Below are 25,561 nucleotides of genomic sequence, written 5' to 3'. Positions count from 1 at the left end.
GCGCAGTGCCAGCACTTCGCCCGGTTTGGCATTGGCACTCGCGCTGCCCAGCGTGGCAGCGCGCGGCAAAGGCGGTGCCGCGTTGCCGGTGGAGATGCGGTCGGTGGCCATGGAGATGAAGATCTGCGAAGGTGGATGCTCGGGGCAATGGAACAAATTAGGCAGGCCTCAGCCCGTCCAGTGTTCCTGGCGATGGATGACATAGGGCGGGGGCGCATAGTCCCCCGCGATGGGCATGTCCCAGTTGCCTAGGGTGGTGCGAAGCCCTGCAGCCTGGGCCCGCACCGCCGCGCCATAGGCCGACACCACCTGATCGGCTGCCTGCAGCAGCAGCGGATCCTGCACCGCCGTGTTGGCCTTGCCCCGAATCTGCACCATGTGCCAATCACCGTCGTGGCCGCGTTGCACTTCCAGTGTCGCGACGCGTCGTCCTTGCGCGGTTCCTTGGCGCAAGGAAAACACCCGCGTGCCCCCGCTGGCGCAGGCGTTGGCGTAGCTGCCGATGCAATGACGCTGCTCCAGTCCTTCCTCGGCCAACAGGTAGCCGCAGTCCAGTTCGACCGCGACATAGGCGCCGCTCTGGTAACGGGGCAGCAGGGCAGCCCAGCGCAGGTCCTTGGCCGGGTCCACCCCGATCAGCAAGGCACGGTGCCAGGCGTCCGAACGGCGGCACAAGGACGCCCAGGTCGCGCCCTTGAGCACCGCCGTGTGCGCATAGACGAAGTCCGACACATCCTGCGCCTCATGGGCCAGGTTCGCCTCCTGCTCGGGCGAGAGGCGTGCACGCACGAGGGCACGCAGGAAGATGCGGGCGTTTTCCTCGCGCATGGCTTCGGGGCGGCCGCGCGTGCGGTCCAGGATGCGCTCCACGCCCCGCAAGGCCGGCTGGCAGCGGGCGATCGTCAAGGGCTCGTGCTGCAGACTGCCCGCCAGCAGATTGATGAAATGCGTGAAGCCGCGCAGGATGCGCGCCGAGGGCGGAAAGAACTGCAGGATGGCGCGCAGCACGGCGTTGTCCTGCTTGATCAGAAAACGCCAGCCCTGCACGCGCATGCCGCCTTCCAGGAAACAGGCGCGCAAGGCGTCGAAGAAGGCGGGGCCATCGCGTGGGCTCAAAGCCAGGTTGAGGCCCGCATGCGGGTTCAGGCCCAGCGCCAGCAGCGGCAGGCCACCGGTTTCCACCTCGGCCCCGGCGTCGGTTCGGGCATCGGCCGCGAACGGCAGACGGGGCAGATGCGTCGCGACCCGCGCCGTGTGGCCCAGACTGGCCCCGGGGCCATGGATGGCGAGGGTCAAGGCAAGCACCTCGGGGGCCAGCGCCTGGCGCAGCCAAGCGCCGCAATGCGGGTCGTCCAGTCGCAGTTCACTGACCTGGCGCACCGTGGCACGCAGGCCCGCGCGCTCCAGCAGCAGGCTCGCGTGGCCAGCCGTCAGATGCAGGCGAGCCAGCCAGACTTCGTCCCCCGTACCCGCGGCGCTTGCGCCCAGAACCGGGAAGGGGGGCGACAGGTGGCTGCGCGCGGGGTCCCGCAAGGGCAGCAAGGGATCAATGCCGTCGGAGTAAAAATTCTGGTGCAGCAGGCCCTGCAGGGCCGACACGTCAGTCGCCGAGAGCTTGCGCGCATGGGCCAAGGGCAGGCTACAGCAAGGCGGGGCCAGCTCGGTGCCCATGTCGCGCCAGGCGAAACGGGCATGGCGGTTGATGTAGATCTGCAGCTCACCCGTGCCGCGGTCCGCGTCGAGGTCGAGCAGGAAACCCCAGGGCACATCGGCGCAGGCGTCGATGCTCGCGGCGGGCATGTAGGGGAACCCGGCGTGCCAGCCTTCCAGATCGGGGAAGGCCGCGAAGGCTTCGGCCCAGGTCGGCGGCTGGCAACTTTCGCCCAGGTGGTCCTCGAAGAAGGCCAGCAGGATGGCGCGCTCTTTGTCCTCCAGTTCGGCGGTATAGCGCCCCAGCGCCACGTCCACGGTCTTGAGGATGCCCGCATAGGCGTGCAGGCGCGCATCGCTGACGCTGCGCAACCAGGCCAGCAGGCTGGTCAGCACGCTCTCGCAACCGCGTTCGCCATGCAGGCGCAACAGCTTTTTCTCGCCGCCGATCCGCAAGCCCACCAATGCGCCACTCATGCGCTACATTCTGCCCGCATGTACCTGCCGCCGCAATTCAGATCCGAGGACCGGTCGCTCGCGCTAGCGCTGATGCGCGAGCATCCGTTCGCCAGCCTCATCAGCACCGACGACGAAGGCTTGCCTTACGTGACCCATCTGCCGCTGCACGGGGTGTCGGACACGCAGGCGGAAGGCGAGGCACTGTGCCTGCTGGGCCACGTGGCCAAACCCAATCCGCACTGGCGCTACCTGCAGGCCCGGCCCCGGGCACTGGTCACCTACCTGGGGCCGCATGCCTATATGTCGCCCCAGGTCTACCCGGACGAACAACGGGTGCCGACCTGGAACTACCTGGCCGTGCATTGCACGGTGGAGGCCACGCTGATCGAGGACGCCGAGGCCAAGGATGCCTTGCTCAAACGGCTGATCGGCGACCATGAGCCAGCGTATGCGGCCCGCTGGCGTGGCCTGGACCCGGACTTTCAGCGCAAGATGCTGAACGGCATCGTCGCCTTTGAACTGCGCGTGACCGCGCTGCAGTGCAAGCTCAAACTCAACCAGCACCGGCCCGAGGCGCATGCCGCCATGCGCGCGGCTTACGCGGCCGGCAACCCCGATGAACAGGGCCTGGCGGCCTGGATGGACCGGCTGGGCTTGCACGGACCGGCATGAACTCCGACCAGGACTTCATGCGACTCGCCCTGGACCAGGCGCGACAGGCCGCCCAGGCGGGTGAGGTGCCGGTGGGGGCCGTGCTGGTCCACCAGGACCCGCGCAGCGGCGGCCGCCGCGTGCTCGCCACTGGACGCAACGCGCCCATCGCCGACCATGATCCGACGGCGCACGCCGAAATGCAGGTCTTGCGGGCCGCAGGTCTGGCCCAGGGCAACTACCGGCTCGACGACTGCACGCTCTATGTGACGCTGGAACCTTGCCCCATGTGCGCGGGGGCCATGCTGCACGCGCGCCTCAAGCGCGTGGTCTATGGCGCAGCCGATCCCAAGACCGGCGCGGCGGGCTCGGTGCTGAACCTGTTCGCGCACCGGCAGCTCAACCATCGGACCGAAGTCCAGGGCGGCGTGCTGGCCGAGGACAGCGGCGCAATGCTGCAGGACTTTTTCCTGCAACGCCGCCGAGAGGCGCGGCAAGCCGCGCAACAGGACCCCGCGCGCTTTCCCCTGCGCGAGGACGCGCTGCGCACGCCCGAGCACCGTTTTGCCGATCTGCCCGATTTCCCCTGGCCCCCTCGTTACCTGAATGATCTGCCGTCCCTGGCGGGCCTGCGCCTGCATTACCTGGACGAAGGGGGGCAGGGGGACACGCCGGTGGAAGGCGAGGCAGGGAACTCAGAAGCGTTGGCTGGTGCGACCGCAACCCCGCGCTTCACTTGGCTCTGCCTGCACGGGCAGGGCGATTGGAGCTACCGCTACCACGCGCTGATTCCGCAATTGCTGGGCCAGGGGCACCGCGTGGTCGCGCCCGACCTGATCGGCTTCGGCCGCAGCGACAAGCCCAAGAAGGAGGGCGCGCACAGCCTGGACTGGCACCTGCAGGTGCTGCGGGAATTGGTCGAACGGTTGGACCTACGGCAGGTGGCGCTGCTGCTGCCGGGCGAAGCGAGCGACCCGGTCGCCGAGCTGGGCCGGCGCTGGGCCCGGGCCGAGCCGGGGCGGCACCTGCAGACGCACTGCGCGGCGCCGGCGGCCATGCCGGACGAATCGCAAGAAGCACACGCCTGGGATGCGCCGTTTCCCGACGCCGGGCATCGTGCCGCGCCACGCGCCTTTGCGACCTTCAAGGCATCCGACTGAGTTGCCACGATCGGCGGGATGCTGCTCATGGAGGCGGGGCGACGGTTACCACCACCGATAATGGCCGCGGCATGAGCAAACACATCTACATCTACTCTCCCTCCGGCGCGGTGCGCGACAAGGCCGCTTTCAAGCGTGGCATCCAACGCCTGAAAGCCCTGGGCCCGGGCCTCGGCACCGACATCGAAGTGGAAATCGACGAAGCCGCCCTGGCCAGCCAGCAACGCTTCGCGGGCGACGACGCCATCCGGCTGGCCGCCATCCGCCGCGCGGCGGCCAGCGGTGCGGACGTGGCGCTGATCACGCGTGGTGGCTATGGCCTGACGCGCATCCTGCCCGACCTGCCCGTGAAGCAAATCCACAAGGCCATCGAACGCGGAACCGCTTTCGTGGGCCTGAGCGACTTCACGGCCTTTCAGGCTGCGGTGTTCGCGGCCCAGGCCCAGCACCCGGGACAGGGTGGCGGCATCACCTGGGCCGGCCCCGCCCTGCTGGAGGCCTTTGGCGGGGAAGGGGCGCCGGACGAGATCACACAAGCCTGTTTCGAAGACCTGCTGCTGGGGCAGGGCGAAGGGACGGGTTGGCGGCTACCCAAAACCCCCCCGCTGATCAGGATGCCGCCGGAGCCTGGCAGGCGCGCCTTCTGCAGCGCCTGGAGGCCAGTGACGGGAAGAAAAGCAATCGGCTGGCCATCGAACACGCGCCCCTGTGGGGCGGCAACCTGGCCGTGCTGGTGTCTTTGCTGGGCACGCCTTATTTCCCGTCCGCTGCCCAGACGGCGGGCGGCCTCCTGTTCCTGGAGGACGTGGGCGAGCATCCCTACCGCATCGAGCGCATGCTGACCCAGTTGCTGCACGCTGGCATCCTGGGCCGGCAACAGGCCATCTTGCTCGGCCAGTTCACCGACTACAAGCTCACGGCGCACGACAAGGGCTTCAAGCTGCAAAGCGTGGTCAACTGGCTGCGCAGCCAGCTCAAGGTGCCGGTGCTGACCGGTCTGCCGTTCGGTCATGTGCCCACCAAGGTGCTGCTGCCGGTCGGGGCCTGCTGCGATCTGCTGGTGGAAGGACGCGATGCCTTGCTGGTCTGGGGCCATGCGCATGGCCACGCCGATCATGATGGTCACGACCATCATTGATCATTGAAAATCAATGATTTGCCATACTTATTGAAAGTTTCACATGAGATTTTTCGGACCCTGGCAGACGGCATCAGCGGAACTGGGGCGCGGAACCAGGTGACCGGACCGTGGCCCATCTTGCATAAAAAAAACGCTTGCAAAGTTCGACCAGGGCCAGATAAGTCACCACCATGCCCAGCAGCCAGACGAAGAACACCGCCGGTGCTTGCTCGAACTGGAACAGGCGCCCCAGCGGCGTGAAGGGCAGCAGCAAGGCCAGCGCCACGACGCCCAATGAACTGGCGATTAGCGCGGCGCTTGGGCGGCTCGCCCAGGGCTTGCCCCTGGTGCGGATCACGAAAATCACCAGCACCTGGGTGATCAGCGATTCCATGAACCAGCCGGTCCGGAACAGGCCATCGTCTGCCTGGAATACCCACAGCAGAATGCAGAAGGTCAGCACATCAAAAGCGGAACTGATCAGTCCGAACAGACCCATGTAACGCAGGATGAAGCCCATGTCCCAGTTGCGCGGGCGGCGCAGGTCCGACGGATCCACGAGGTCCAACGGGATGGTGGTCTGCGCCAGGTCGTACAGCACGTTGTTCAGCAGGATTTGCGATGGAAGCATGGGCAGAAAGGGCAGGAACAGCGAGGCGCCGGCCATGCTCACCATGTTCCCGAAATTCGAGCTGGTGCCCATCATGGTGTACTTCATCACGTTGCCGAATGTGCGCCGACCTTCCTGAACACCGGCGTGCAGCACCGAGAGGTTGTGCTCCAGCATCACGATGTCGGCCACTTCGCGCGCCACATCGGCGGCGGAATCGACCGTGAGGCTCACATCGGCGGAGAGCAGCGCCGGCGCGTCGTTGACGCCATCGCCCAGATAACCCACCACGTGGCCCATGGCTTTGCAGGCAAGGATCACCCTGTTTTTCTGCGCCGGATTGACCCGGCAGAACAGGGTGGTGCGACCGACCCTGGCCCGAAGCGCGGCCTCGTCCATCTGAGCGATCTCCTGGCCGGTCAAAACCCCCACGACCGGCAGCTTGAGCAAGGCGCACAGATGCAGCGTCACCCGTTCGCTGTCGCCCGTGAGGATCTTCACGTCCACGCCACTGCGTGCCAGGGCATGCAGCGCGGTCCCCGCGTCCACCTTGGGAGGATCGATGAAGGCGCAAAATCCCGCGAAGATCAGTTCATGCTCGTCGCTCACGTCGGCGTGCGTGTGATCGGCGGCCACCGCGCGCCAGGCGACACCCAGGACGCGCAAGCCTTCCCGCTCCAGGGTCTGGTACTGTGCTTGCAGTGCCTCCCGGGCGCTCCCGTTCAGAAGCGATGAAGAGCGTCCCTCGCCGTCATCCTGCTGGCTGCACAGCGCCAGCACATCTTCGGGCGCCCCCTTGACCACCAGGCAGCGCGTGTCCGCGCGCTCGACCAGCACGGAAACGCGCCGCCGCTCGAAATCGAACGGTACTTCGTCCACCTTGCGCCATCCCGACACATCCACCTCGCCAGCCAGGATGGCATCGTCGAGCGGGCTGCGCACACCACTCTCGAAGATGCTGTTGAGGTAGGCCAGCCTGCGCAGGTGCGGCGTGTCGTTGCCGTTCACGTCGACGCACCGTTCCAGGCGGATCCTGGCCTCGGTCAAAGTCCCCGTCTTGTCCGTGCACAGCACATCCATGGCGCCCAGGTTCTGAATGGAGGCCAGCCGCTTAACGATGACCCGCTGACGGGCCATGCGCATGGCGCCACGCGCCAGCGTGACCGAGACGATCATGGGAAGCATCTCCGGCGTCAGCCCTACCGCGAGCGCGACCGCAAAGACAAAAGTGTCGAGCACGGGGCGGTGCAGCAACAGATTGACGAGCATCACGAACAGCACCAGCATGACGGTGATGCGCATGAGCAGGAGGCCGAAACGGTGCATGCCGAGCGCAAAAGCCGTCGGCGGTGGTTCGACCAGGAGGCTGTGCGCCATCTCGCCCATGACCGTGGCGCTCCCCGTGCACATGATCAGGATGCGGGCACTTCCACTGACCACGACGCTGCCCATGAAAACCGCGTTCCGCGCCTGTTGCAGCTCCGTGGCCTCACGCTCCAGCACGCCGGGGTGCTTTTCCACCGGATAGGACTCGCCCGTCAGCAGGCTCTGGTTCACAAAGAAGTCACGGGCCTCCACCACAAACCCGTCTGCGGGCACGCGGTCACCTGCGGCAAGAAGCACCACATCCCCAGGCACAAGCGCGGTGACCGGGATCTCCCGTGGATGCCCATCCCGCAGCACGTGGGCGCGCAGCGCCACGGATTCGCGCAGCCGATCGGAAGCGTGGATGGCCCGATGCTCTTGCAGAAAATCCAGGGTGATGCTCAGCGTCACCATCAGCAGGATGATCAGGAAATTGGCGATATCACCCGTGGCCGCCGACACCACGCTGGCCGCGAGCAGGACGAGGATGAGAGGGTTGCGAAAGCGCGCGAGCAGTTGGGTCAGGGCGAGGTGACGCGGACCTTTCCGGAAAGCGTTCGCCCCGTACTTCGCCAATGCCTCGTCCGCCTGCGCGCCCGACAGGCCCTGGGCGGCAGCCGGCGGCGGCCTCAGCCACCAAGCTGACGTCGCGTCTGTTACAGGGTCTGTCATTGCGACCGCTCCTGCGGGCGACGGTAGGTGTCTGAACATATCGTCCTGCGTGGGCAACGCGCGGAAAGTTACACCTTAGCGGCGGGTGGCTACCCCTGCTTGCGCGAAATCAACTTCTGCTCCTGCATGGGCAGGGCTAACGCCACAATCTTTGATGTAGCGCAAGAAGCCACCCGGGTGGACGACCTACTCTGTGCACAAATTCTCCTCTTCCCGCAAGGAGCTTTCATGCAAACGCCTCGTTCCATCCTTCTCCACATCGACAGCTCTCCGCAATCGGCATCTCGCATCAGGGTTGCGCGCCAGATCGCGGAAGATTTCGATGCCGAGGTCACTGCCCAACCGTGCATGCTGACCGCGCTGGCGCGGTATCCCTATGCGATGGCGGGCGCTGCGGTCGCCGCGGAATTGCTCCTGGCACTGGACCAGGAATGGCTGGACAAGACACGCGCCGCCTTTGTCCAGGCCGCCGGCGATTCCCCCGGCTGCGGTGGGCCGAGCCTCTGGCGGAAGGCCCGTGGGGCTTCGCGGCCAAGGCCCTGTATGCGGACCTGATGATCCTGGGGCAAAGGATGGCGGACGCCCCGGACAGTGGGGCCTTGCCCGCGGACTTCCTGCCCAGTGTGCTGCTGCAGAGCGGACGGCCTGCGCTCATCCTGCCCCATGCCGGCGAATTCGCCGCCGTCGGGCGCACCGTGCTGGTGGCCTGGAAAGAAAGCCGGGAGGCCGCTCGCGCGGTGTCTTCCGCCTTGCCCTGGTTGCGGCGCGCGCGCCAGGTACATGTGATCAGCTATGGCGAGGCGGCGGCGGAGTCCCTGCAAAAGCTGGCAGGCTATCTGAAGATCCATGGCGTCACGGCTGACGCGCACAAGGGCGGGCCCGAGGAAGACGATATCGGCAATCTGCTGCTGTCACGCGCGGCGGATGTTGGCGCGGATCTGCTGGTCATGGGCTGTTACGGCCACAGTCGGGCCCGCGAATGGGTGATGGGCGGGGCGACACGCACCCTCCTGCAAACCATGACGATTCCGGTATGGATGTCGCACTGAATGCGATTGGCGCGACAGGCTTCGGAAGCAGCACACTGTCCAAGCACCTGCACGCGCGGATTCGGTCCACTGTTTTGGCGGTTCCAGGGGATTACCAGCATCACGCTGCGCCCCCCTTCGGCGAACACACAGGAGTTCACATGCACGCGTTTGCTGCCCCCTCCGAGACGAATCCCGTCCAAGCTGACCTGACGGTGGCCGATGGCAGCGACCTCGCAACAACGTCAGTTGCGCAGGCCCGGCTTGCCGCGAGTCGACAGATACCGGAGACACTCAGCCTGCTGAGCGGACAACTCCATCCCAAGCGCCGGGTCGTTCACGCGGGCGATGTCATCTACCGCTCCGGTGAGCGTTTTGGCAATCTGTATGTGCTGAACTCCGGCCTTTGCAAGATCGTGAACCTTGCGACCGACGGGCGAGAGCAACTGGCCAGCCTGAATTTTCGCGGTGACTGGCTGGGTTTCGATGGCATCGCCGACGGACACTACAGCTCAGACGCCATCGCCATGGACACGGGGGAAATCTGGGTGATTTCCTACGAAACCCTGTTGGACGCAAGCAGGACATGCCCAGCGGTGTTGCACGCCTTGCACACGGCCATGAGCCTGGCGATTGCACGCGAGCGCGACTCGTTGATGTCCGTCTGCACCTTGCCCGCCGTGGCGCGGGTCGCGGATTTTCTGCTCAATTGGGCCGATTCACTCGCAGAGCGCGGCATCCGGACCGATCAGATTACCTTGCGCATGACGCGGGCCGAAATCGGCAACCACCTCGGCATGACACTGGAATCCGTCAGCCGCGCGCTGTCACGCCTGGCCCGCGATCACGTCATCGGTTTTTCGGCACAGGGCCGCCGCGACGTCCGGATTCCGGATGTCGCGGCGCTGTCGGCCTTTGTCCATCGCCATCTTTCACCTCACGCGGCCGTTCTTCAATGAACGGTTGATCGGCGCTCATCCACCCGCAAAACGCTGCCGCGATGCAAGAGATCGAGACCACGCTGGTCAATGCGCTGGGCGCCATGTTGGCGCGTGAGACGGGTCAGCCGGTCGAGCGCATCGAAACCCACATCTCCTGGGTATTGCTGACGCCCGCATACGCCTACAAACTCAAGAAGCCGGTGCGCTTTCCCTTCGTAGACTTCAGCACCGTCCATGCGCGCAGGCACTTTTGCGAGGAGGAGTTGCGGCTCAACCGGCGGTTCGCGCCCATGATCTACCTCGACGTCCTGCCGGTGCGGGGCTCGCCTGCGTCACCCAGACTGGGAGGCGCCAACGACGGATTGCCCATTGACCATGTGGTCCGGATGCGGCGCTTTGCCCAGTCGTCGCTGATGCGCATCCGGCTGGCGTCGGGCGGGCTGGACCCCAGCTGGATCGATGGCCTGGCCCGCCGCCTTGCCCGATTGCATGCCGAGGCATCGGCTGCCCCACCGGACGGCTTTGGTAGCCCCGAGCGGGTGTTTCAATCGGTCCAGGACGTCTGGGCCTCGCTGAAAGCCCAGCACGACGACCACCGCCTGCATACGCTTCGAACCTGGCTGGAAAACCAAGACAGGGTTTTGCGGCCCCTTTGGCGTGCCCGTCGCCAGCATGGCGCCGTGCGCGAATGCCATGGCGATCTGCACATGGGCAATGTCGTGCTGATCGATGGAGAACTCGTGCCGTTTGACTGCATCGAATTCGACGCGGAGCTTCGCTGGATCGACAGGATGAGCGATGTGGCGTTCCTGACCATGGATCTGAAAGCCCATGGCCGGCCGGATCTTGCATACCGCTTCCTGGATGGCTGGCTGCAAGGCAGTGGGGATCACGAGGGGCTGCAGGTCTTGCATTTTTACGAGGTCTACCGGGCGCTGGTCCGGGCCATGACGTCGGGCCTGGGGCCACAGACGGGTGCTGCACCGTCCGGCCCCGATTACCTTGCATGGGCGAGCGCATGGGCGTCGAAGCCACCTGACGAGGCCGAGGCCAGGCTGATGATCACCCATGGTCTTTCCGGCTCGGGCAAATCCATGCTCGCCGCACAGCTGGTGCAAGCCGCCGGGGCCATCCGGATCCGCTCGGACGTGGAGCGCAAGCGGCTGTTCGGGCTTGCCCCCCTGGAGCGCTCCAGGGCGCGGGGGATGGACATCTACACCGGACAGGCCAACGACGCCACCTTGGGCGACCTGCTCACGCGCGCGCGCCTGGCCCTGCAAGCCGGCTACCCGGTCATCGTGGACGCCGCCTTCCTGCGTCGCAGCTGGCGTCGCGAGTTCCATGCATTGGCGCTGGAGCGCCATGTGCCCTTCACGATCCTGGATTGCCAGGCCAGCCAGGCCACTTTGCGGCATCGGGTGCAGGCCCGTGCCGCCTCGGGCACGGACGCGTCGGAAGCCGGTGTCGATGTGCTGGAACGACAGGTCCATGGACACGAACCGCTGGCGCCGGACGAGCAGGAGTGCGCCCTCCAGGTTTCAACGGAGGCGCCGGTGGACATCGAATCCCTGGCGGCGGCGTGGCGTTCCGCGGCGTCTCCTTGCTGAGAGGCCGAACTCAGATCGAATCGGGGGAGAGGAGGGGCGGCCGGACGACGGCGTTCGAGTCCACTGCGCTTTGCACGGCGCTGCCAAATGCTTGCAACCGCGCGGCGCAACTCCCGTCGTCGACCTCGCGCGCCGTGACGGCCGTGCTCAGGGTCGGCGCGCGGCCCAGGATGTCGCTGATCTCAGCCACCGCATTCTCGGCGCCTTGCCCGCCCATCACGGAGACGACCGCCACCGCGGGCAGGCGCGCACGCTGCAGGCTGGCGAAGGTGCGCATGGGACCGGCCAGCCGCCACGCCCAGATGGGCGAGACCAGCACCACGACATCGAAGTCTCCCGGCGGCGGCCCGTTGTAACGGATCGGCGGATGACGGCGCAGGAAAGAATCGAGCAGGCAGCGCCAGTAGCCCCATGCGCCACCGCGCGACCGGATCTCCTGGATCGAGGCCAGGGCCCAGTGCTGCTGGCTGCACATCAGCTTCGCCACCGCCAGGGAGGTGCCTGTGTAGGAATAGACGACCACCAGTACGTTGCTGTTCATGAGGATTCCTCCTGGGCAAATGGGATGCGATCCACGTGTCGTCACGGCCGCGGGGCGATCACCCTCGTGCCTGTTTCGCGCGCGAGAATGGCGGATGCGTCCTCCAGCGCGCCGATACCGGCCAGGCCCCCGGTGCGGTTCACGAAGTCGCAGGCGGCCTGCACCTTGGGGCCCATGGAACCTGCGGCAAAGTCCAGGGCCGCCAATTCGGTCGGTGTCACATCGCCCAACGCGCGCTGGGCTGCGGTCCCCCAGGCCGTGAACACAGCCGGCACATCGGTGAGCATGAGCAGAATGTCAGCCTGCAATTCGGCGGCCAGCAAGCCGCTGGCATGGTCCTTGTCGATCACGGCTTCCAAGCCGATGTGGCTGCCATCCGGATGTCGGGCCACCGGAATGCCGCCACCGCCCGCGCAGATCACGGTGACGCCCTGTGCCACCAGAAGGCGGATGACCTCGATCTCGAGGATGCGCACGGGCCTGGGGGATGCCACGACGCGGCGCCAAGCCTCGCCATCGCGCGCAATGGCCCACCCGCGCCGGTCGGCCAGCCGTCGTGCATCGGCCTCGCTGTAGACCGGCCCCACGGGCTTGCTCGGCGACCGGAAGGCCGCGTCGCGGGGGTCCACCTCGATCTGCGTCAGCAGCGTGGCAAATCGCGCGGGCTCCGGGCAGGCGTTGTCCAGTTCCTGCTGCAATACATAGCCGATCATGCCCTCGGTCTCTGCGCCCAACACGTCCAGCGGAAACACGCCCTGGCCTGTGGCGTCACCCTGCAGCGCGAGCAGGCCCACCTGCGGCCCGTTGCCGTGGGTGATGACGAGTTGGTGGCCCTGGGCCATCAGCCGCGCCAGGGCTTTCGCAGCGCCGCGGATGTTGCCCCGTTGCGTGGACGCGCTCACAGGCTCGCCACGCCGAAGAAGGGCATTGCCACCGAGCGCGACCACGATACGTGCCATCTCAGTCCCCGAGGGTGGCCACGAGAACGGCCTTGATCGTATGCAGGCGGTTTTCGGCCTGATCGAACACGATCGACGCCGGACTTTCGAACACATCGTCCGTGACCTCCATGGCGGTGATGCCATGGAGCTTGGCGATGCGCGCGGCCACCTCCGTCTCGGTGTCATGAAAGGCCGGAAGGCAATGCATGAAACGCGCGCGTGGATTGGCGGTCAGGGTCATCGTCTGCGCGTTGACCTGGTAGGGCAGCAGTTGCTGGATGCGCTCGGCCCAGACGGCCTCGGGCTCCCCCATCGACACCCAGACATCGGTGTACAGAAAGTCGCAGTTTTTCACGCCGGCCGCCAGTTCCTCGGTCAGCAGGATGCGGGCACCACTCTCCTGCGCTAGCATCTGTGCCTCCTCGCGCAAGGCCGGGTCCGGCCACAAGGACTGCGGCCCGCACAGGCGCACATCCATGCCCAGCTTGGCGGCTCCGATCAGCAGCGACGTCCCCATGTTGTTGCCTGTGTCGCCAAGAAAGCAGAAGGCGATCTCGCGCAAGGGTTTCTCGCAATGCTCACGCATGGTCAGCAGATCGGCCAGGACCTGTGTCGGATGGAATTGATCGGTGAGCCCGTTGTAGACCGGCACGCCGGACCATTTCGCCAGCGTCTCGACCACGGCCTGGCCAAAGCCCCGGTACTCGATCGCGTCGTACACACGACCCAACACGCGGGCGGTGTCCTTGATCGACTCCTTGTGGCCGATGTGGCTGCCCGACGGACCGAGGTAGGTGACCGTGGCGCCCTGGTCGTGTGCCGCCACCTCGAAGCCGACACGGGTGCGGGTCGAGTCTTTTTCGAAGATCAGGGCGATCTCCTTGCCGCGCAACATCGGCTGTTCGGTGCCCGCGTACTTGGCGGATTTCAAATCGGCGGCGAGCTTGAGCAGGAAGCCGATCTCGCCAGCCGAATAGTCCCGCAGGGACAGAAAACTGCGGTTGCGCAGGTTGTATGCCATGGTTCTTCCTTCTGGATCGGCGCTTGGGGCGCATCAGGCGTCGCGCCACAGCGGGCAAGTCATGCAATGCGCACCGCCCCGGCCCCGTCCGAGTTCTCCGCCGCGGATGGTGATGACCTCGATGCCGGCCTTGCGCAGCAAGGTGTTGGTATGGGTGTTCCGGTCGTAACCGATGACCACGCCGGGTTCGATGGCAACCACGTTGTTGCCGTCATCCCACTGCTCGCGCGCCTGTTCATACCCGTCGCCACCGGTCGGGATGACGCGCAGTTGCTTCAGTCCCAGGCACTGCGCCACCACGTCGAATAGCGGCTGCTTCTCGCGCCGGTATTCGACGCCACCCTGGTCGTTGGGGTACAGGCTGTGGCAGGCGATCTGCGCCGCCGCTTCCACGAAACTCGTCACGGTATCGCGATCGCAGAAAGAAAACACCGTATCCAGGTGCATGGTCGCGCGCGACGGCGGCATCTGGCAGGCGACGACGCGCTGCGCCGCGCCAGCGGCAAACAAGGCCCGCGCCAGTTGCCCGACCGCCTGCGGGGTGCTGCGCTCGCCCATGCCGACCAGCACCACGCCGTTGCCGATGGGCATGATGTCTCCCCCCTCCAGCGTGGCCGGCCCATGGTCCACGTCGGGGTCACCCCACCAGATGGGAAATCCGGCTTGCGCGAATAGGGGATGAAAACGGTAGACAGCCGCGGTCAGCAGCGTCTCCTGCCGGCGGGCGGGCCAGTGCATCGGGTTGAGGGTGACGCCACCATAGATCCAGGCACTGGTATCGCGGGTGAACATCAGGTTGGGCAGGGGAGGCAGCACGAAGCCATCGGGCCCCAGGTAGGAGCCGAACATGCCATGCGGCTTGAACGGCAGCTCGTGCACCGCAACGCCACCGACGAGGTAGCGCGCCAGCGCTTCGGCAGGCAGTTCCCACAGCCAACCTTTGAGCTCATCCAGCATGCCCACGCCCACGTGGTCAGGCGTGACCTTGCGCTGCAGAACCCAGTCACGCGCGACCGGCAGGGCCAGGGTCTCGCCGAGCAACTGGCCCATCTCGAGCACCTCGACACCGCGATCCTGCAGCTTCGAGACGAAGTCGAAATGATCGGTGCGCGCCTGTTCAACCCAGAACACGTCGTCAAACAGCATGCTGTCGCAGTTGGCCGGAGTGAGGCGTTCGTGGGCGAGCCCAGGTGAACCCACCAGCACGCGCCTCAGCTTTCCGACCTCGGAGTGCACCCCAAGGCGGACCGAATGGTCTGCGGGCATCCGGGACATGCTCACAGCAGGACCGCCACGCTCAGCGACGCCATGCTGAGCAAGGTCAGCAGCAGCATGAGCGGCCAGATGAAGCGCAGCCAGCGGTGGTAGGGCACGCGCCCGATGGCCAAGGCACCCACCACCACGGCATACGTGGGCGTGACCAGGTTGGTGATGCCGATCGCGGTCTGGAACGCCGTCACGGCGAGGTGCCGGGAAACGCCGGCGAAATCCGACAGCGGCGCGAGAATGGGCATGCTCAGGACCGCCAGGCCCGAGGTGGACGGCACCAGCAGACTGAGCAGGCCTTCGGTGGCGAACAGCGCATTCACGAAAGCGATGTCCGGCATGCCACCGATCCAACCCTCGAAGGCGTGCAGGATCGTGTCCGTGATCTTGCCCTGGTCCATGATGACCACGATGCCACGCGCCAGGCCGATCACCAAGGCCACGCCCAGCAGCTCGCGGGAACCGTCCACGAATGCGGTGGTGAAGGGCTTCTCACCCATCCAGTCCACCAGCCCGATGGCTATGGCCGATGCCAGGAAGAGGGCGGACATCTCGGCCATCCACCAACCTCGCAGCGCCACGCCCCAGACCATGGCGGCAAAGGTAGCCCCGAACATGAGCAGGATGAGCATCTGTCGTCCGGTCAGCACCGCGTCTTTGTGGCTCTCGCGATGGCGCAGGAAATGGGCCTCATTGGTTGCCTTGAGATCGGCCACCAGCGAGGCCGACGGATCCTTGCGGACACGCTCGGCGTAGCGCATCACGTAGACCACGCAGATCAGCCATCCCAACGCCAGAATGACCAGCCGCAGGACCATGCCTTGCGTGAACGGAATGCCGGCCGCGTTGGACGCGATGGCCGTCGAGAACGGGTTGATGGTGGAGCCCAGCACCCCGATGCCCGCGCCCACCATGATCACCGCCACGCCCGTCAGCGCGTCGTAGCCCACCGCGATCATCAGCGGCAACAGCAGCACGTAGAACGCCAGCGTTTCCTCCGCCATGCCATAAGTCGTGCCACCCGCGGCAAACAACAGCATCAAGACCGGGATCATCCATTTTTCACGGCCCTTCATCCGCTGCATCACGCGTTCGATGCCGGTGTTGATGGCGCCCGTGGCATTCACCACGCCCAGGAATCCGCCGATGATGAGCACGAAGAGGGAAACGTCGATGGCATTCGCCATGCCCGAGCTCTGGTTGTAGAAGCCTGAGATGGGGGCCATCAGCACGTCAACCACGCCTTGTTGAGTAGGCGCCACGGCCTGGTAGGTCCCCGGCACCGGGGCATCCTTGCCCAGGGCCTCGTTGGCAACACGTTGGTACTGGCCTGCCGGCAATACCCAGGTCAGCGCGGCCATCAGGATGATCAGCACGAAGAGGATGGTGTATGCGGTGGGGAATCGGTCTTGGACGCTGTGCAAGGATGCCGGACTCCGGGACGAATTCGCCTGACTTTCCATGATGTGTACCTCCTGTGACACCGGCACCCCGCCTCGGGGTGGCGGAGGGATTGCGCGGCGCCTCATGCCATGGTGTACCCGCCATGGCCGAGGGACTTTGACAAACATCAAGGATACGCGTCGAACCCACGCTGTCGATCACCGGATGCGCCAGAAGTCATGCGCCTTTCTGATGCGGCCTAAGGACGCCGGACCGCGACCCGGGCGCCGTCCGTGACACCCGGCGGCGGGTAGACCAAGACCTGCGCTCCCGGGTTCAGGCCGCTTCGGACCCAGCCCACATTGCCATTGCGAGCCACGATGTCCACCGGCTGAAGGCGGGCATGACGCCCGTCCAGCACATAGACGGCCATGCCGCCAGAACCCAGTGGGAAGAGGGCGCCAACCGGAACGATGACTGCATCGTCAGTGCTGGCGGTGATCACGCGCACGCTCACGCGAAATCCATCACCCATGGCAAGCCATTCACTGGGCGGTGACCTGATGTCGACAAGCACATTGACGCGCTGCTCCTCGATGCCCAGGGCAGACACCTTGGTGAAAGCGGCCGGTTCGACGCGGCGCACCCGCCCCTCGAGCGGGGGACCTCCCCAGCGTTCGATCGACACACGGGTCCCTGGTTTCGCCTGAACCGCATCCGCCGTGAGCAACTGGGCGACCACCTCCATCCGCCGTAGATCGCCGATTTCCAGCAGCGCGGCGCCGGGCGCGACCGTGGTTTCGCTCTGGATCGGCACGCGCAACACCACGCCGGAAACAGGCGCCCGCACGGCAAGGGGGCGGCCCGCCACCATGCGGTCATCCACGGGCTGAAGTGATGCCTGCGCCTGCTCGCGCTCCTGCACGGCCACTTCACGCGCGGCCAGCGCCGCTTCGAGCTCACGCGTCGATGCTTCAAGGGCCAGTCGCGCGCTGTCCAGATGGGATGGGGAAGCAAACCCACCCCGCGTGATCTGCTCGGTGCGCTGCAGCTCGATGCGTGCTTCGTTCTCCATCACCTTCGCATGCTCCACCTGCGCACTGGCCGCGCTCACGGCCGCTTGCGCGGCCTTGAAACGCGCGGTGGCCTCGCGTTGGCTTCGTTCGTCGAAAAGGGACGGCATCACCGGCGTCAGCACCGCCACGGCATCGCCGGCCTGTACCCGATCACCTTCCCGCAACCCCATGCGTGAAAGACGGGCCGCGACTGGCGACGACACGACATACCGGTCCTGGAGACGCGTCCAACCGTCTTCTTCGATGGCACGCTCGAAATGGCCCCGATCCACCGCGGCAACTTCTACCTCCAGAGGTTGCGCAGAGAAGGCCCAGCCCAGCGCGGCGACGGTGACAATGCCGGCGGTGGCGTACAGCGCGATTGCAGAATTTTTCATGGATGTCACTCCCTCGTTTTCAATGCGGCCACCATGTCCAGGCTGTCGATCCGGCGCCGCACGACCAATGCGCTGGCAACCCCCGCAGCGACAACCGCGACGGCGGACCAGGCGTAGGTGCGGGGCTGAATCTCCACGGGAAACAGGAACTGGTCGGAGCGCATCAACTCCACGATGGTGTGGGTGAGCGCCGAGCCGAGCGCCATGCCCAGGGGCAAAGCGAGCGCAATGCCAAGCGCCAGTTCTCCCAGCAGGATGAAGGAGACTTCGGCGCGCGTGAAACCCAGAACGCGCAGGCTCGCCAGCTCCCACGTGCGCTCGGACAGGGCGATCCGCGCATTGTTGTAGACCACGCCCACCGCGATCACCGTCGCGAACACCGTCAGGATGCTGCTCATGATGAGAATGTTGCGCGCGCTGACTTCGCGCATGTTGCGCAGCAGGGTGGCCTTGCTGAATGCGCCCGCGATGCGCGGCAGGTCGCGCGTGGTTTCCAGCACATGCGGAAGCGCACCGCTTTCAACGCGAAGGCTGAAGTTGTTGGCGACATGGCCTTCGCCCAGGAGTCGCAGGAGCGCCTCGCGCTCCATGTAGCTGTTGAGCCCCATCATGTCGCGCACGGTGCGTTCGACGATGACTTGCCGCTCCTGTCGCCGACCTTCTCGCACTTGCAAGGTCACGGTGTCGCCTGGCCTGACGCCCAGCTTGTCCGCCAGCCGGTCCGTCATCAGCAAGCCATGTGTGCCCGCGAAAGCCTCCCGCCTGTCGACATCCACCACGCGTTGCAATTGCGGCATCGCGGCCAGCCCATTGACGAGGCCATTTTCGCTGCGCGCGCCGTTGATGAAGCGGACCGAAACCCTGTAGCCGGCTTCCACCTGAAGCACGCCGGGAAGTCTGGCCAGTTCTCGCGCCGCGCCTTCGTCCACCTGATCGTTGGCCCAGACAATGAGATCGCCCCGCATCGCCAGATTGAACTGGGTGTGGATGATGACCTCCATCGCGTCGCGGAAGAAATTACCCATGATCACGATCGCGACCGCGGCGGCAATGCCGCCGATGGTGACCGCCGTGCGCAATGGCTTGCGCTCGATATTGCGCACGATCATGCGGAACGCGGGAGTAGGGCGCAGCCCTGGCAGGCGTTCCAGCAGCGCACGTCGAAAGCGGCCTGGCGCGGGTGCCTGCATTGCCTCGGCGGGCGAGAGGCGCACCGTTGCGGCGATCGCCGTGAGCGTGCCCATAACCGCTGTCAGCGCAACGATGGCCAAGGCGCCAGCGGCAAGACTGAAGGGAATGCGATGCTCGAAGCTGGGGAAATGGAAGAAGTCCGCATAGAGTCGCGTCAGCCCCTGACCGAGCCAATCGCCGAGCAGCAGCCCCAGGAGATACCCGCTGAGCACCATGGGAGCGACCAGCTTGAGGTAGTGCAGGGCAATGCCACGGTTGGCGTAACCGAGGGCCTTGAGCGTGGCGATCTGTTCTCGCTGGGTCGCCACGAGACGCGCGGTCACCACGTGGAGCAGGAAACCGGCGACCGCCAGAAAGATGGCGGGCAGCACCGTGCCAAGCACCCGCTGCTCCCTGATTTCGTTGTCCAGCATGGCATGGGATGCCTGTTCGTCGCGCCCGTGGGCCGGCGAACCACCGAGTGGTTCCAGCTGCCGCGTGACCGCGTCGATCACCGTGGCACGTGAGGCTCCGGGCGCAAGTTTGAGCGTGACGCGGGTGAAGGCCCCCGTCATGTCAAGGGCCGCGGCCAGCTCAGCCTGGTCCAGCCAGAAGACACCGAAGGAGCGCAGATCGGGAACGCCCATCATGCCGCCGAAGATGTACTCGGGAGACAGCGCCGTCCCCGTGATGCGCAGCATCCTTTGCTTGCCGTTGACCAAGGCGTTGACGGTCGCCCCCGGACCGAGCTTGTGCGCCTGCGCGAAACTCTCGGTCACCACCGCTTCCAGTTCCCCGCTACGCGCACCGCCTTCGGCCCATCGTCCGGACCGCAGCAGGACACGATTCAGGCGGGGCAGGGCCAATGGATTCAGACCGATCAACTGGCCCATCACCGGATCGATGCTGCCCGGCACACTCACCCGCGCCATGGCCTCCACCGTGGTTTGCACGTCGATCACGCCGGGCAACTCCACCAGGCGCGCTGCCACGGATGCGGGTGCGCGCCGCACGGTCGCGAAGACGTCGCCGAAGCGGTCTGCGCTGTAGAAATCGTCGCGCGCTCCCGCCAGCGAGTCCACGGCGGACAGCATGGCAAGGAAGCCACCGATACCGCAGGCCACCACAAGCGCGATGGTCAAGGCCTGGCTCCAGAGCAGGCGAAGGTCGCGCAGGATTTTGCGGTCCAGGGCTTTCATCATCACCAGGACAGTTCAGCCGGCGTCAGGCGACGCGCCGGCGCCTCGACGCTGGCAATGCGCCCATCGGCGAGGCGAACCACGCGATCCGCCATGCCGCCAATCGCTGCGTTGTGCGTGATGACGATGGCGGTCGTCCCCAGGTCGGCATTGATGCGGGCGATGACCTCGAGCACCAGTTTCCCGGTTGCGTAGTCCAGCGCTCCAGTGGGCTCGTCACACAGCAACAACTGGGGTTTCTTGGCGATGGCGCGCGCGATCGCCACGCGTTGCTGCTCGCCGCCCGACAGCTGGGAAGGGAAGTGGTTGCGCCGGGGCGTCAGCGCGACGAGTGCGAGCGCTTCATCGATCGGCATGGGATCGCGCGAGATGTCGGTGACCAGCGCCACGTTTTCAGCCACCGTGAGGCTGGGAATCAGGTTGTAGAACTGGAAGATGAACCCGACGTGCTCGCGCCGGTATCGCGTCAGCCTCTCATCGCTCGCACCATCCAGGCGCTCACCAAGGAATTCGATCTCTCCGGAGCTTGGAAGATCCAGCCCGCCCAGGATGTTCAACAGCGTTGACTTGCCACTGCCTGAAGCCCCCAGAAGCACGATGAATTCACCCTCGCGCACCTCCAGATCAACCGACTTGAGGGCCTGGACGGCGGTCTCACCGCCGCCATAGGTCTTGGTAAGCGCGCGAGCATGCAGAATTGGGCGGTTGGTTCCTGCTGCCCGTGGTCCGTCACCCTCGATCACTGAACGCGGATCTTCGACGATGGCGCAGATGCCTTTTTCGGCAGATCCAGCGTCAAGACGCCATCGGCATACGTCGCCTGCACCTTGGCTGCGTCCACGTCCTGCCCAAGACTGAAACTGCGGGAAAGGCTGCCGTAGTACCGCTCGCTGCGCAGCACCTTGTCGCCATCGCCGCGGGTTTCCTTGTCGGATTGGGTTTCAGCGTCGATCTGCACCAGATTGCCTTCGACGCGCACATGGATGTCTTCCTTCTTCACGCCGGGGATGTCGGCCTTGACGGTGTAGGCCGCATTGTTCTCGCTCACGTCAATGCGCATCTTCAATGGCGCCAGTTCCGGCTCGAACATGGCGGGAGAAAAGAAGCGGCGAATGGCGGTTTCAAAGTTGTCCCCAAACGCAGGATCAAGAAGTCTCAGGGTACCCATGGCGATTTCCTCACAAAAGTGGATCGGAGAACGGGCTGCGGCAATCGCAGCGGCACATGGAAAACTGTAGGCACCGACGACATGTCCGTCGTTGACTTTTCTCAAATGCAGTTCAAGACGGTGCACTTTTGAACAGCAACGGTAGGGGAACCTGTTTCAAACGGATGCTTGCTTGCCCGGTCTGCACCTTTCCGGCTCTCTTTGATACTTTACATAATACACATCGTATTAAGTAAATGAAACCGTGTCATCGACCTGAAAGCGCCACCGGGCGGGCAAAAAACTCTTTGAGATCAAAGATTTAAACGCCAGATCTCACGATGGCTCAAGCACTGCCTTCGATGCGTGAAACACTGCCAAGGCAAGGCAGTTCCCGAGCCCCGTTCGCCAAGTCGGCTGAGGATTAGGCGCTCAGGCCGGCGCCAGACAGCCGCTGAACAGGCGCTCGAAATTGCGGCTGCTGATCTCGGCGACATCCTCCGGCTTGATGCCGCGCAGCTCGGCGATCTGCCGGGCCACGTGGATCACGTAGGATGGGTTGTTGGTCTTGCCCCGGTATGGCACGGGCGCCAGGTAGGGGCTGTCGGTCTCGATCAGCATCCGGTCCAGGGGCACGAAGCGGGCAACCTCCCGCAGTTCCTCGGACTTCTTGAAGGTCAGGATGCCGGAAAACGAGATGTAGAAACCCAGGTCCAGGCCGGCCCGGGCCACCTCGGCGGTCTCGGTGAAGCAGTGGAAAACGCCACCCGCGCTGCCGGGGGAGGCGTCCTCGCCCTCCTCCTTCAGAATGCCCAGGGTGTCGGCCGAGGCCTCGCGGGTGTGAATGACCAGGGGTTTGCGCAAGGCCTGGGCCGCCCGGATGTGGGTGCGGAAACGCTGGCGCTGCCATTCCATGTCGGCCACCGTGCGCCCGCCCTTGCGCTCTTCCATCTGGTAATAGTCCAGCCCGGTTTCGCCAATGCCGATGACACGCGGCAAACGGCCCCGGCTCAGCAGGTCATCCAGCGTGGGCTCGGCCACGCCTTCCTCGTCTGGATGGACGCCCACGGTGGACCAGAAGACCGGGCCCTCGACCGGGTCCGCATGGTCCAGCGCCAGGCCATGGACGGCGTCGAACTCTTCCAGCCGGGTGCAGATGCACAAGGCCCGTTCCACGCCCGCCGCCCGCATGGCGGCGCGGATGCCAGGCAGGTCCGAACGCAATTCGGGAAAGTTCAGGTGGCAATGGGAGTCGGTGTACATGGGGCGGCGCACGGGGAAAAGTTATGTCGTCAGGACTGGAGCACGCGGCTGGCGCGGCTGACCAGCGCTTCCATCATCAGGCCGGGGTTGTAGGGGTGTTCCGCCGTGCGGGCTTCCTGTGCCAGTTCACGCTGCCAATCCCGCAACGGACCGAACGCGGCCTGGCCCGCTGCCGTGGCTTTGAGGGGCGGTAGATCGGCTGCGTCGAAGTAACGCGGCGCGGCGCCAACGCGCTGGCTCATCAAGTCGTGGCAGAGCCTGTACAAGGCGTCGATCAACTGCGGTGGGCTCCATTCGGCCACACCCGCAAGTTCACCACGTTGCATGGCGCGAGGAAAGCCTTGCCAGCGCGCCGGTTCACCCACCAGGGTTGCCAGACGCACGGCATCCTCGGGCCGGCCGCCGGCCGCGCGCAACCACACCTGGGCATCAGGATCGGTCATGCCCTGCGTCCGCAGCCAGGCCAGCGCTTCGTCCGGCGTGGGCCAGGCCATGACATGGCTCATGCAGCGGCTACGGATGGTGGGCAGAAGCTGGTGCGCGGCCTCGGTGGCCAGCACGAAGCGGGTCGACGGCACGGCAGGCGGGGCCGCCGCGTCGCCGAACAAGCCCTCCGCCCTGTCCGCGGCAAGCTCGCCCGGTGGCTCTTCCAGCGTTTTCAGCAAGGCATTGGCGGTGATGGCGTTCATGCGCTCGGCCGGATAGATCAGCATGACCTTGCCGCGGCCGCGCGCGCTGGTGCGCTGCGCGAATTCGATGGCATCGCGCATGGCGTCGACGCGAATTTCCTTGCTGGGCTTGCGCTCCTTCTTGTCGATCTCGCCCTGGGCTTTCTCGCTCAAGGGCCAGCCCAGTTCCAGCATCACGGTTTCGGGCATGAGCACGCAAAGGTCGGCATGCGTGTGCACGTCGATCGCATGGCAGGACGGGCAGTGGCCACAGGCGCTCCAGCCGCCGCCCGGCCCGTTCTCAGGGGCCGCTGACGACGCCAATGGGCTTTCGCACAACCAGGCCCGCGCCAGGGCCAGGGCCAGACCGTATTGCCCCAGACCCGAAGGCCCCTGCAGCAACCAGGCATGGCCGGGCCGGGCGGCCAGCGTCTGGCTCTGACGGGCGATCCAGGGCGGCATCGTGCTTGCGGCGCTGGCCTCGTCGCGCATGTCGTTCATGTCAGCCAGCCTTTGCGCCGCACGGCAGTCAGCAGCTCCGCCCAGACGGCTTCGCGCGATTGGGCCGCATCCAGGCGCGTGAACCGTTGCGGGTCTTGTGCCGCGCGGCGGGCATAACCGTCGGCCACGCGGCGGAAAAAAGCCACCGGCTCCGCTTCGAACTTGTCGGGTGCACGGGCACCCGCCAGGCGCTCGGCGGCCTGTTCGGGCGCCAGATCAAACCAGAGCGTCAGATCGGGCTGGCGCAGCTTGTTTGTTTCGGGCATGGCCTGTACCCAGCGTTCCAGGGCAGCCAAGACCTCGAGGTCCAATCCGCGCCCGCCTCCCTGATAAGCGTAGCTGGCGTCGGTATAGCGGTCGCAGAGCACGGCCTCGCCGCGCACCAGCGCGGGCTCAATGACGGTCTGCAAATGATCGCGGCGGGCCGCGAAGACGAGCAAGGCCTCGGTCAGCGCATCCATTTTTTCCGCCAGAACCAAGGCTCGCAACTGCTCGGCCAGCGGCGTGCCCCCGGGCTCGCGCGTCAGGGTGACGACATGCCCCTGCCCGCGCAGGGCATCGGCAAGACGCGCGATGTGGGTGGACTTGCCCGCGCCGTCGATGCCTTCAAAGCTGACGAAAAAACCGCTCATCACGGTGCGGGTGCGGCAGGCGGAGTCGCGGGCGGGGGGATCGGGCTCGGGCTGGCCGGACTCGGCGTTTTGTCGTCCTTGGCCGGCGCTGACTCGGTCTTACCACTGCGTTTGAGCTGAAACTCCCGCACCGCGCGGTTGTGGTCGCCCAGGGTGGTGCTGAACTCGCTGGTGCCATCACCACGCGCGACGAAATACAACGCCTCGGTCTTGGCGGGCTTGACGGCGGCCAGGAGAGAATCCATGCCGGGCATCGCGATCGGCGTGGGGGGCAAGCCCGCACGGGTGTAGGTGTTCCAGGGCGTGTCGGTCTGAAGATCCACCTTGCGCAGATTGCCATCGAATTTCTCGCCCAAGCCGTAGATCACGGTGGGATCGGTCTGCAAGCGCATGCCGATGCGCAGGCGGTTGTTGAACACGCCGGCCACATGAGTGCGGTCTTCCGGATGCCCGGTTTCCTTCTCGACGATGCTGGCCAGGATCAGCGCTTCTTCCGGCGTCTTGAGCGGGCTGCCGGGCTCGCGCAGGTCCCAGGCCAGGGCCAGGCGCCGATCCATCTCCTGCATGGCCCGGCGCAGCAGGGCCAGATCGCTGGATCCCTTGGGATAGGTGTAGGTATTCGGGAAGAAACGCCCTTCAGCAGGCACGCCGGCTTGACCGAGTTTTTCCATGATCTCGGACGCGCTCAGGCCCGAGGTGTCGGCGCTCAGGTCCGGGGCCGCGCGCAAGATGGCCCGCCATTGCCCGAAGGTCAGGCCCTCGGCCAGGGTCACGCTGCGCTGGGCCACGTCGCCCTTGACCAGCTTGGCCAGCAAGGTGCGCGGCGTCAGGTCTGGCGTCAGTTCATAGTTGCCCGCCTTGATGCGGTGGGCAGCACCGGAAAACCGCAGCCAGCCGTACAAGAGCACGGGCTGGGTTTGTACGCCGTTGAGATTCAAGTTCTGCACGACCGCACGCGCCGAGGCCCCCTGGGGAATCGTGACGTCCACCAGGCTGGACGTGAGCTGCAGCGGCTGGTTCAGCCACCAGGTGGCCGCAGCCACCGCACCCACCAGCGCCAGGCTGAGCAGCAACAGAAACAAAACAACAAGATTTTTGAGCGTCCTGAACACA

General features: G+C 65.7%; 21 protein-coding genes and 1 pseudogene. 7 read left to right on the top strand and 15 right to left on the bottom strand.

All coding sequences use genetic code 11. The features are described from left to right. Positions 1 to 168: 168 nt before the first annotated feature. Positions 169 to 2,127 (bottom strand): PcfJ domain-containing protein, encoded by a 1,959-nt coding sequence (locus tag DW355_RS12390; protein WP_131280474.1) that lies wholly within the window; start codon positions 2,125 to 2,127, stop codon positions 169 to 171. A gap of 18 nt (positions 2,128 to 2,145) precedes the next feature. Between DW355_RS12390 and DW355_RS12385 the strand changes: the two genes are divergently transcribed. The 3 genes and pseudogenes from DW355_RS12385 (at position 2,146) to DW355_RS12375 (ending at position 5,058) form a co-directional block, all read left to right on the top strand. Then, complete coding sequence (locus DW355_RS12385; protein WP_131280472.1) at positions 2,146 to 2,781, top strand: FMN-binding negative transcriptional regulator; 636 nt, start codon at positions 2,146 to 2,148, stop codon at positions 2,779 to 2,781. Further along, entirely contained in the window at positions 2,778 to 3,920 is a 1,143-nt protein-coding gene (gene tadA / locus DW355_RS12380) for a tRNA adenosine(34) deaminase TadA (protein WP_131280471.1), read from the top strand. The genes DW355_RS12385 and tadA overlap by 4 nt, the downstream gene beginning before the upstream one ends. 71 nt (positions 3,921 to 3,991) lie before the next feature. Next, positions 3,992 to 5,058: pseudogene (locus DW355_RS12375) on the top strand (LD-carboxypeptidase). Positions 5,059 to 5,131: 73 nt separating this feature from the next. Here the strand turns inward: DW355_RS12375 and mgtA are convergent. After that, positions 5,132 to 7,687 carry a magnesium-translocating P-type ATPase gene (mgtA, locus tag DW355_RS12365; protein WP_131280468.1) on the bottom strand — a complete coding sequence of 852 codons (2,556 nt, stop codon included), beginning with the start codon at positions 7,685 to 7,687 and terminating at the stop codon, positions 5,132 to 5,134. 99 nt (positions 7,688 to 7,786) lie between these two features. Between mgtA and DW355_RS18145 the strand changes: the two genes are divergently transcribed. The 4 genes from DW355_RS18145 (at position 7,787) to DW355_RS12350 (ending at position 11,263) form a co-directional block, all read left to right on the top strand. Continuing rightward, positions 7,787 to 8,242: a hypothetical protein gene (locus tag DW355_RS18145; protein ID WP_242671148.1), complete on the top strand. Its 456-nt coding sequence runs from the start codon at positions 7,787 to 7,789 to the stop codon at positions 8,240 to 8,242. 17 nt (positions 8,243 to 8,259) lie between these two features. After that, positions 8,260 to 8,736, top strand: a complete 477-nt coding sequence (locus tag DW355_RS18140; RefSeq protein WP_242671147.1) for a universal stress protein — start codon at positions 8,260 to 8,262, stop codon at positions 8,734 to 8,736. Positions 8,737 to 8,876: 140 nt separating this feature from the next. Next, positions 8,877 to 9,674 (top strand): Crp/Fnr family transcriptional regulator, encoded by a 798-nt coding sequence (locus DW355_RS12355; RefSeq protein WP_131280466.1) that lies wholly within the window; start codon positions 8,877 to 8,879, stop codon positions 9,672 to 9,674. Between the two features lie 41 nt (positions 9,675 to 9,715). Further along, positions 9,716 to 11,263, top strand: a complete 1,548-nt coding sequence (locus DW355_RS12350; RefSeq protein ID WP_242671146.1) for an AAA family ATPase — start codon at positions 9,716 to 9,718, stop codon at positions 11,261 to 11,263. Positions 11,264 to 11,273: 10 nt separating this feature from the next. On the opposite strand, the gene DW355_RS12345 is transcribed toward DW355_RS12350, so the two are convergent. From DW355_RS12345 to mltG, 13 genes are all read right to left on the bottom strand, one after another. Beyond that, positions 11,274 to 11,804 carry a flavodoxin family protein gene (locus DW355_RS12345; protein ID WP_131280465.1) on the bottom strand — a complete coding sequence of 177 codons (531 nt, stop codon included), beginning with the start codon at positions 11,802 to 11,804 and terminating at the stop codon, positions 11,274 to 11,276. A 41-nt stretch (positions 11,805 to 11,845) separates the two neighbouring features. Next, a complete protein-coding gene (gene arcC, locus DW355_RS12340; RefSeq protein ID WP_131280463.1) occupies positions 11,846 to 12,763 on the bottom strand; it encodes a carbamate kinase in 918 nt (305 codons plus the stop codon). Position 12,764: 1 nt separating this feature from the next. Further along, complete coding sequence (argF, locus tag DW355_RS12335; RefSeq protein WP_131280461.1) at positions 12,765 to 13,766, bottom strand: ornithine carbamoyltransferase; 1,002 nt, start codon at positions 13,764 to 13,766, stop codon at positions 12,765 to 12,767. A 33-nt stretch (positions 13,767 to 13,799) separates the two neighbouring features. Then, positions 13,800 to 15,032 (bottom strand): arginine deiminase, encoded by a 1,233-nt coding sequence (locus tag DW355_RS12330; protein WP_131280460.1) that lies wholly within the window; start codon positions 15,030 to 15,032, stop codon positions 13,800 to 13,802. An 11-nt stretch (positions 15,033 to 15,043) separates the two neighbouring features. Further along, positions 15,044 to 16,456 (bottom strand): YfcC family protein, encoded by a 1,413-nt coding sequence (locus DW355_RS12325; protein WP_242671145.1) that lies wholly within the window; start codon positions 16,454 to 16,456, stop codon positions 15,044 to 15,046. 218 nt (positions 16,457 to 16,674) lie between these two features. After that, on the bottom strand, positions 16,675 to 17,868 hold the full coding sequence (locus DW355_RS12320) for an efflux RND transporter periplasmic adaptor subunit (protein WP_131280457.1): 1,194 nt from the start codon (positions 17,866 to 17,868) through the stop codon (positions 16,675 to 16,677). Between the two features lie 5 nt (positions 17,869 to 17,873). Next, positions 17,874 to 20,240, bottom strand: a complete 2,367-nt coding sequence (locus DW355_RS12315; protein ID WP_347562752.1) for an ABC transporter permease — start codon at positions 20,238 to 20,240, stop codon at positions 17,874 to 17,876. Then, a complete protein-coding gene (locus DW355_RS12310; protein ID WP_242671144.1) occupies positions 20,240 to 20,980 on the bottom strand; it encodes an ABC transporter ATP-binding protein in 741 nt (246 codons plus the stop codon). The genes DW355_RS12315 and DW355_RS12310 overlap by 1 nt, the downstream gene beginning before the upstream one ends. After that, on the bottom strand, positions 20,977 to 21,531 hold the full coding sequence (locus tag DW355_RS12305; protein WP_242671143.1) for an Hsp20/alpha crystallin family protein: 555 nt from the start codon (positions 21,529 to 21,531) through the stop codon (positions 20,977 to 20,979). Before DW355_RS12305 ends, DW355_RS12310 begins: the two co-directional genes overlap by 4 nt. Before the next feature lie 285 nt (positions 21,532 to 21,816). After that, the gene (locus tag DW355_RS12300; RefSeq protein WP_131280454.1) at positions 21,817 to 22,647 is read right to left on the bottom strand and encodes a TatD family hydrolase; all 831 of its coding nucleotides are present in this window, start codon (positions 22,645 to 22,647) and stop codon (positions 21,817 to 21,819) included. Between the two features lie 29 nt (positions 22,648 to 22,676). Beyond that, positions 22,677 to 23,816: a DNA polymerase III subunit delta' gene (locus DW355_RS12295; protein WP_242671142.1), complete on the bottom strand. Its 1,140-nt coding sequence runs from the start codon at positions 23,814 to 23,816 to the stop codon at positions 22,677 to 22,679. After that, positions 23,813 to 24,448 (bottom strand): dTMP kinase, encoded by a 636-nt coding sequence (gene tmk, locus DW355_RS12290; protein ID WP_131280452.1) that lies wholly within the window; start codon positions 24,446 to 24,448, stop codon positions 23,813 to 23,815. The genes DW355_RS12295 and tmk overlap by 4 nt, the downstream gene beginning before the upstream one ends. Beyond that, positions 24,448 to 25,530, bottom strand: a complete 1,083-nt coding sequence (gene mltG / locus DW355_RS12285) for an endolytic transglycosylase MltG (RefSeq protein WP_242671141.1) — start codon at positions 25,528 to 25,530, stop codon at positions 24,448 to 24,450. The genes tmk and mltG overlap by 1 nt, the downstream gene beginning before the upstream one ends. Between the last annotated feature and the right edge of the window lie 31 nt (positions 25,531 to 25,561).

The sequence above is a fragment of the Hylemonella gracilis genome (genome assembly GCF_004328645.1).
In the GTDB taxonomy this organism is placed as follows: domain Bacteria; phylum Pseudomonadota; class Gammaproteobacteria; order Burkholderiales; family Burkholderiaceae_C; genus Hylemonella; species Hylemonella gracilis_B.
The sequence above is the reverse complement of the archived record's forward strand: the minus strand, read 5'-3'. Positions and strand labels throughout refer to the sequence as shown.

Coding starts and splice junctions, on each gene's coding strand:
- DW355_RS12390 (WP_131280474.1), bottom strand. CDS start 2,127: ATGAGTGGCGCATTGGTGGGCTTGCGGATCGGCGGCGAGAAAAAGCTG.
- DW355_RS12385 (WP_131280472.1), top strand. CDS start 2,146: ATGTACCTGCCGCCGCAATTCAGATCCGAGGACCGGTCGCTCGCGCTA.
- tadA (WP_131280471.1), top strand. CDS start 2,778: ATGAACTCCGACCAGGACTTCATGCGACTCGCCCTGGACCAGGCGCGA.
- mgtA (WP_131280468.1), bottom strand. CDS start 7,687: ATGACAGACCCTGTAACAGACGCGACGTCAGCTTGGTGGCTGAGGCCG.
- DW355_RS18140 (WP_242671147.1), top strand. CDS start 8,260: ATGGCGGACGCCCCGGACAGTGGGGCCTTGCCCGCGGACTTCCTGCCC.
- DW355_RS12355 (WP_131280466.1), top strand. CDS start 8,877: ATGCACGCGTTTGCTGCCCCCTCCGAGACGAATCCCGTCCAAGCTGAC.
- DW355_RS12350 (WP_242671146.1), top strand. CDS start 9,716: ATGCAAGAGATCGAGACCACGCTGGTCAATGCGCTGGGCGCCATGTTG.
- DW355_RS12345 (WP_131280465.1), bottom strand. CDS start 11,804: ATGAACAGCAACGTACTGGTGGTCGTCTATTCCTACACAGGCACCTCC.
- arcC (WP_131280463.1), bottom strand. CDS start 12,763: ATGGCACGTATCGTGGTCGCGCTCGGTGGCAATGCCCTTCTTCGGCGT.
- argF (WP_131280461.1), bottom strand. CDS start 13,766: ATGGCATACAACCTGCGCAACCGCAGTTTTCTGTCCCTGCGGGACTAT.
- DW355_RS12330 (WP_131280460.1), bottom strand. CDS start 15,032: ATGCCCGCAGACCATTCGGTCCGCCTTGGGGTGCACTCCGAGGTCGGA.
- DW355_RS12320 (WP_131280457.1), bottom strand. CDS start 17,868: ATGAAAAATTCTGCAATCGCGCTGTACGCCACCGCCGGCATTGTCACC.
- DW355_RS12315 (WP_347562752.1), bottom strand. CDS start 20,240: ATGATGAAAGCCCTGGACCGCAAAATCCTGCGCGACCTTCGCCTGCTC.
- DW355_RS12300 (WP_131280454.1), bottom strand. CDS start 22,647: ATGTACACCGACTCCCATTGCCACCTGAACTTTCCCGAATTGCGTTCG.
- DW355_RS12295 (WP_242671142.1), bottom strand. CDS start 23,816: ATGAACGACATGCGCGACGAGGCCAGCGCCGCAAGCACGATGCCGCCC.
- tmk (WP_131280452.1), bottom strand. CDS start 24,448: ATGAGCGGTTTTTTCGTCAGCTTTGAAGGCATCGACGGCGCGGGCAAG.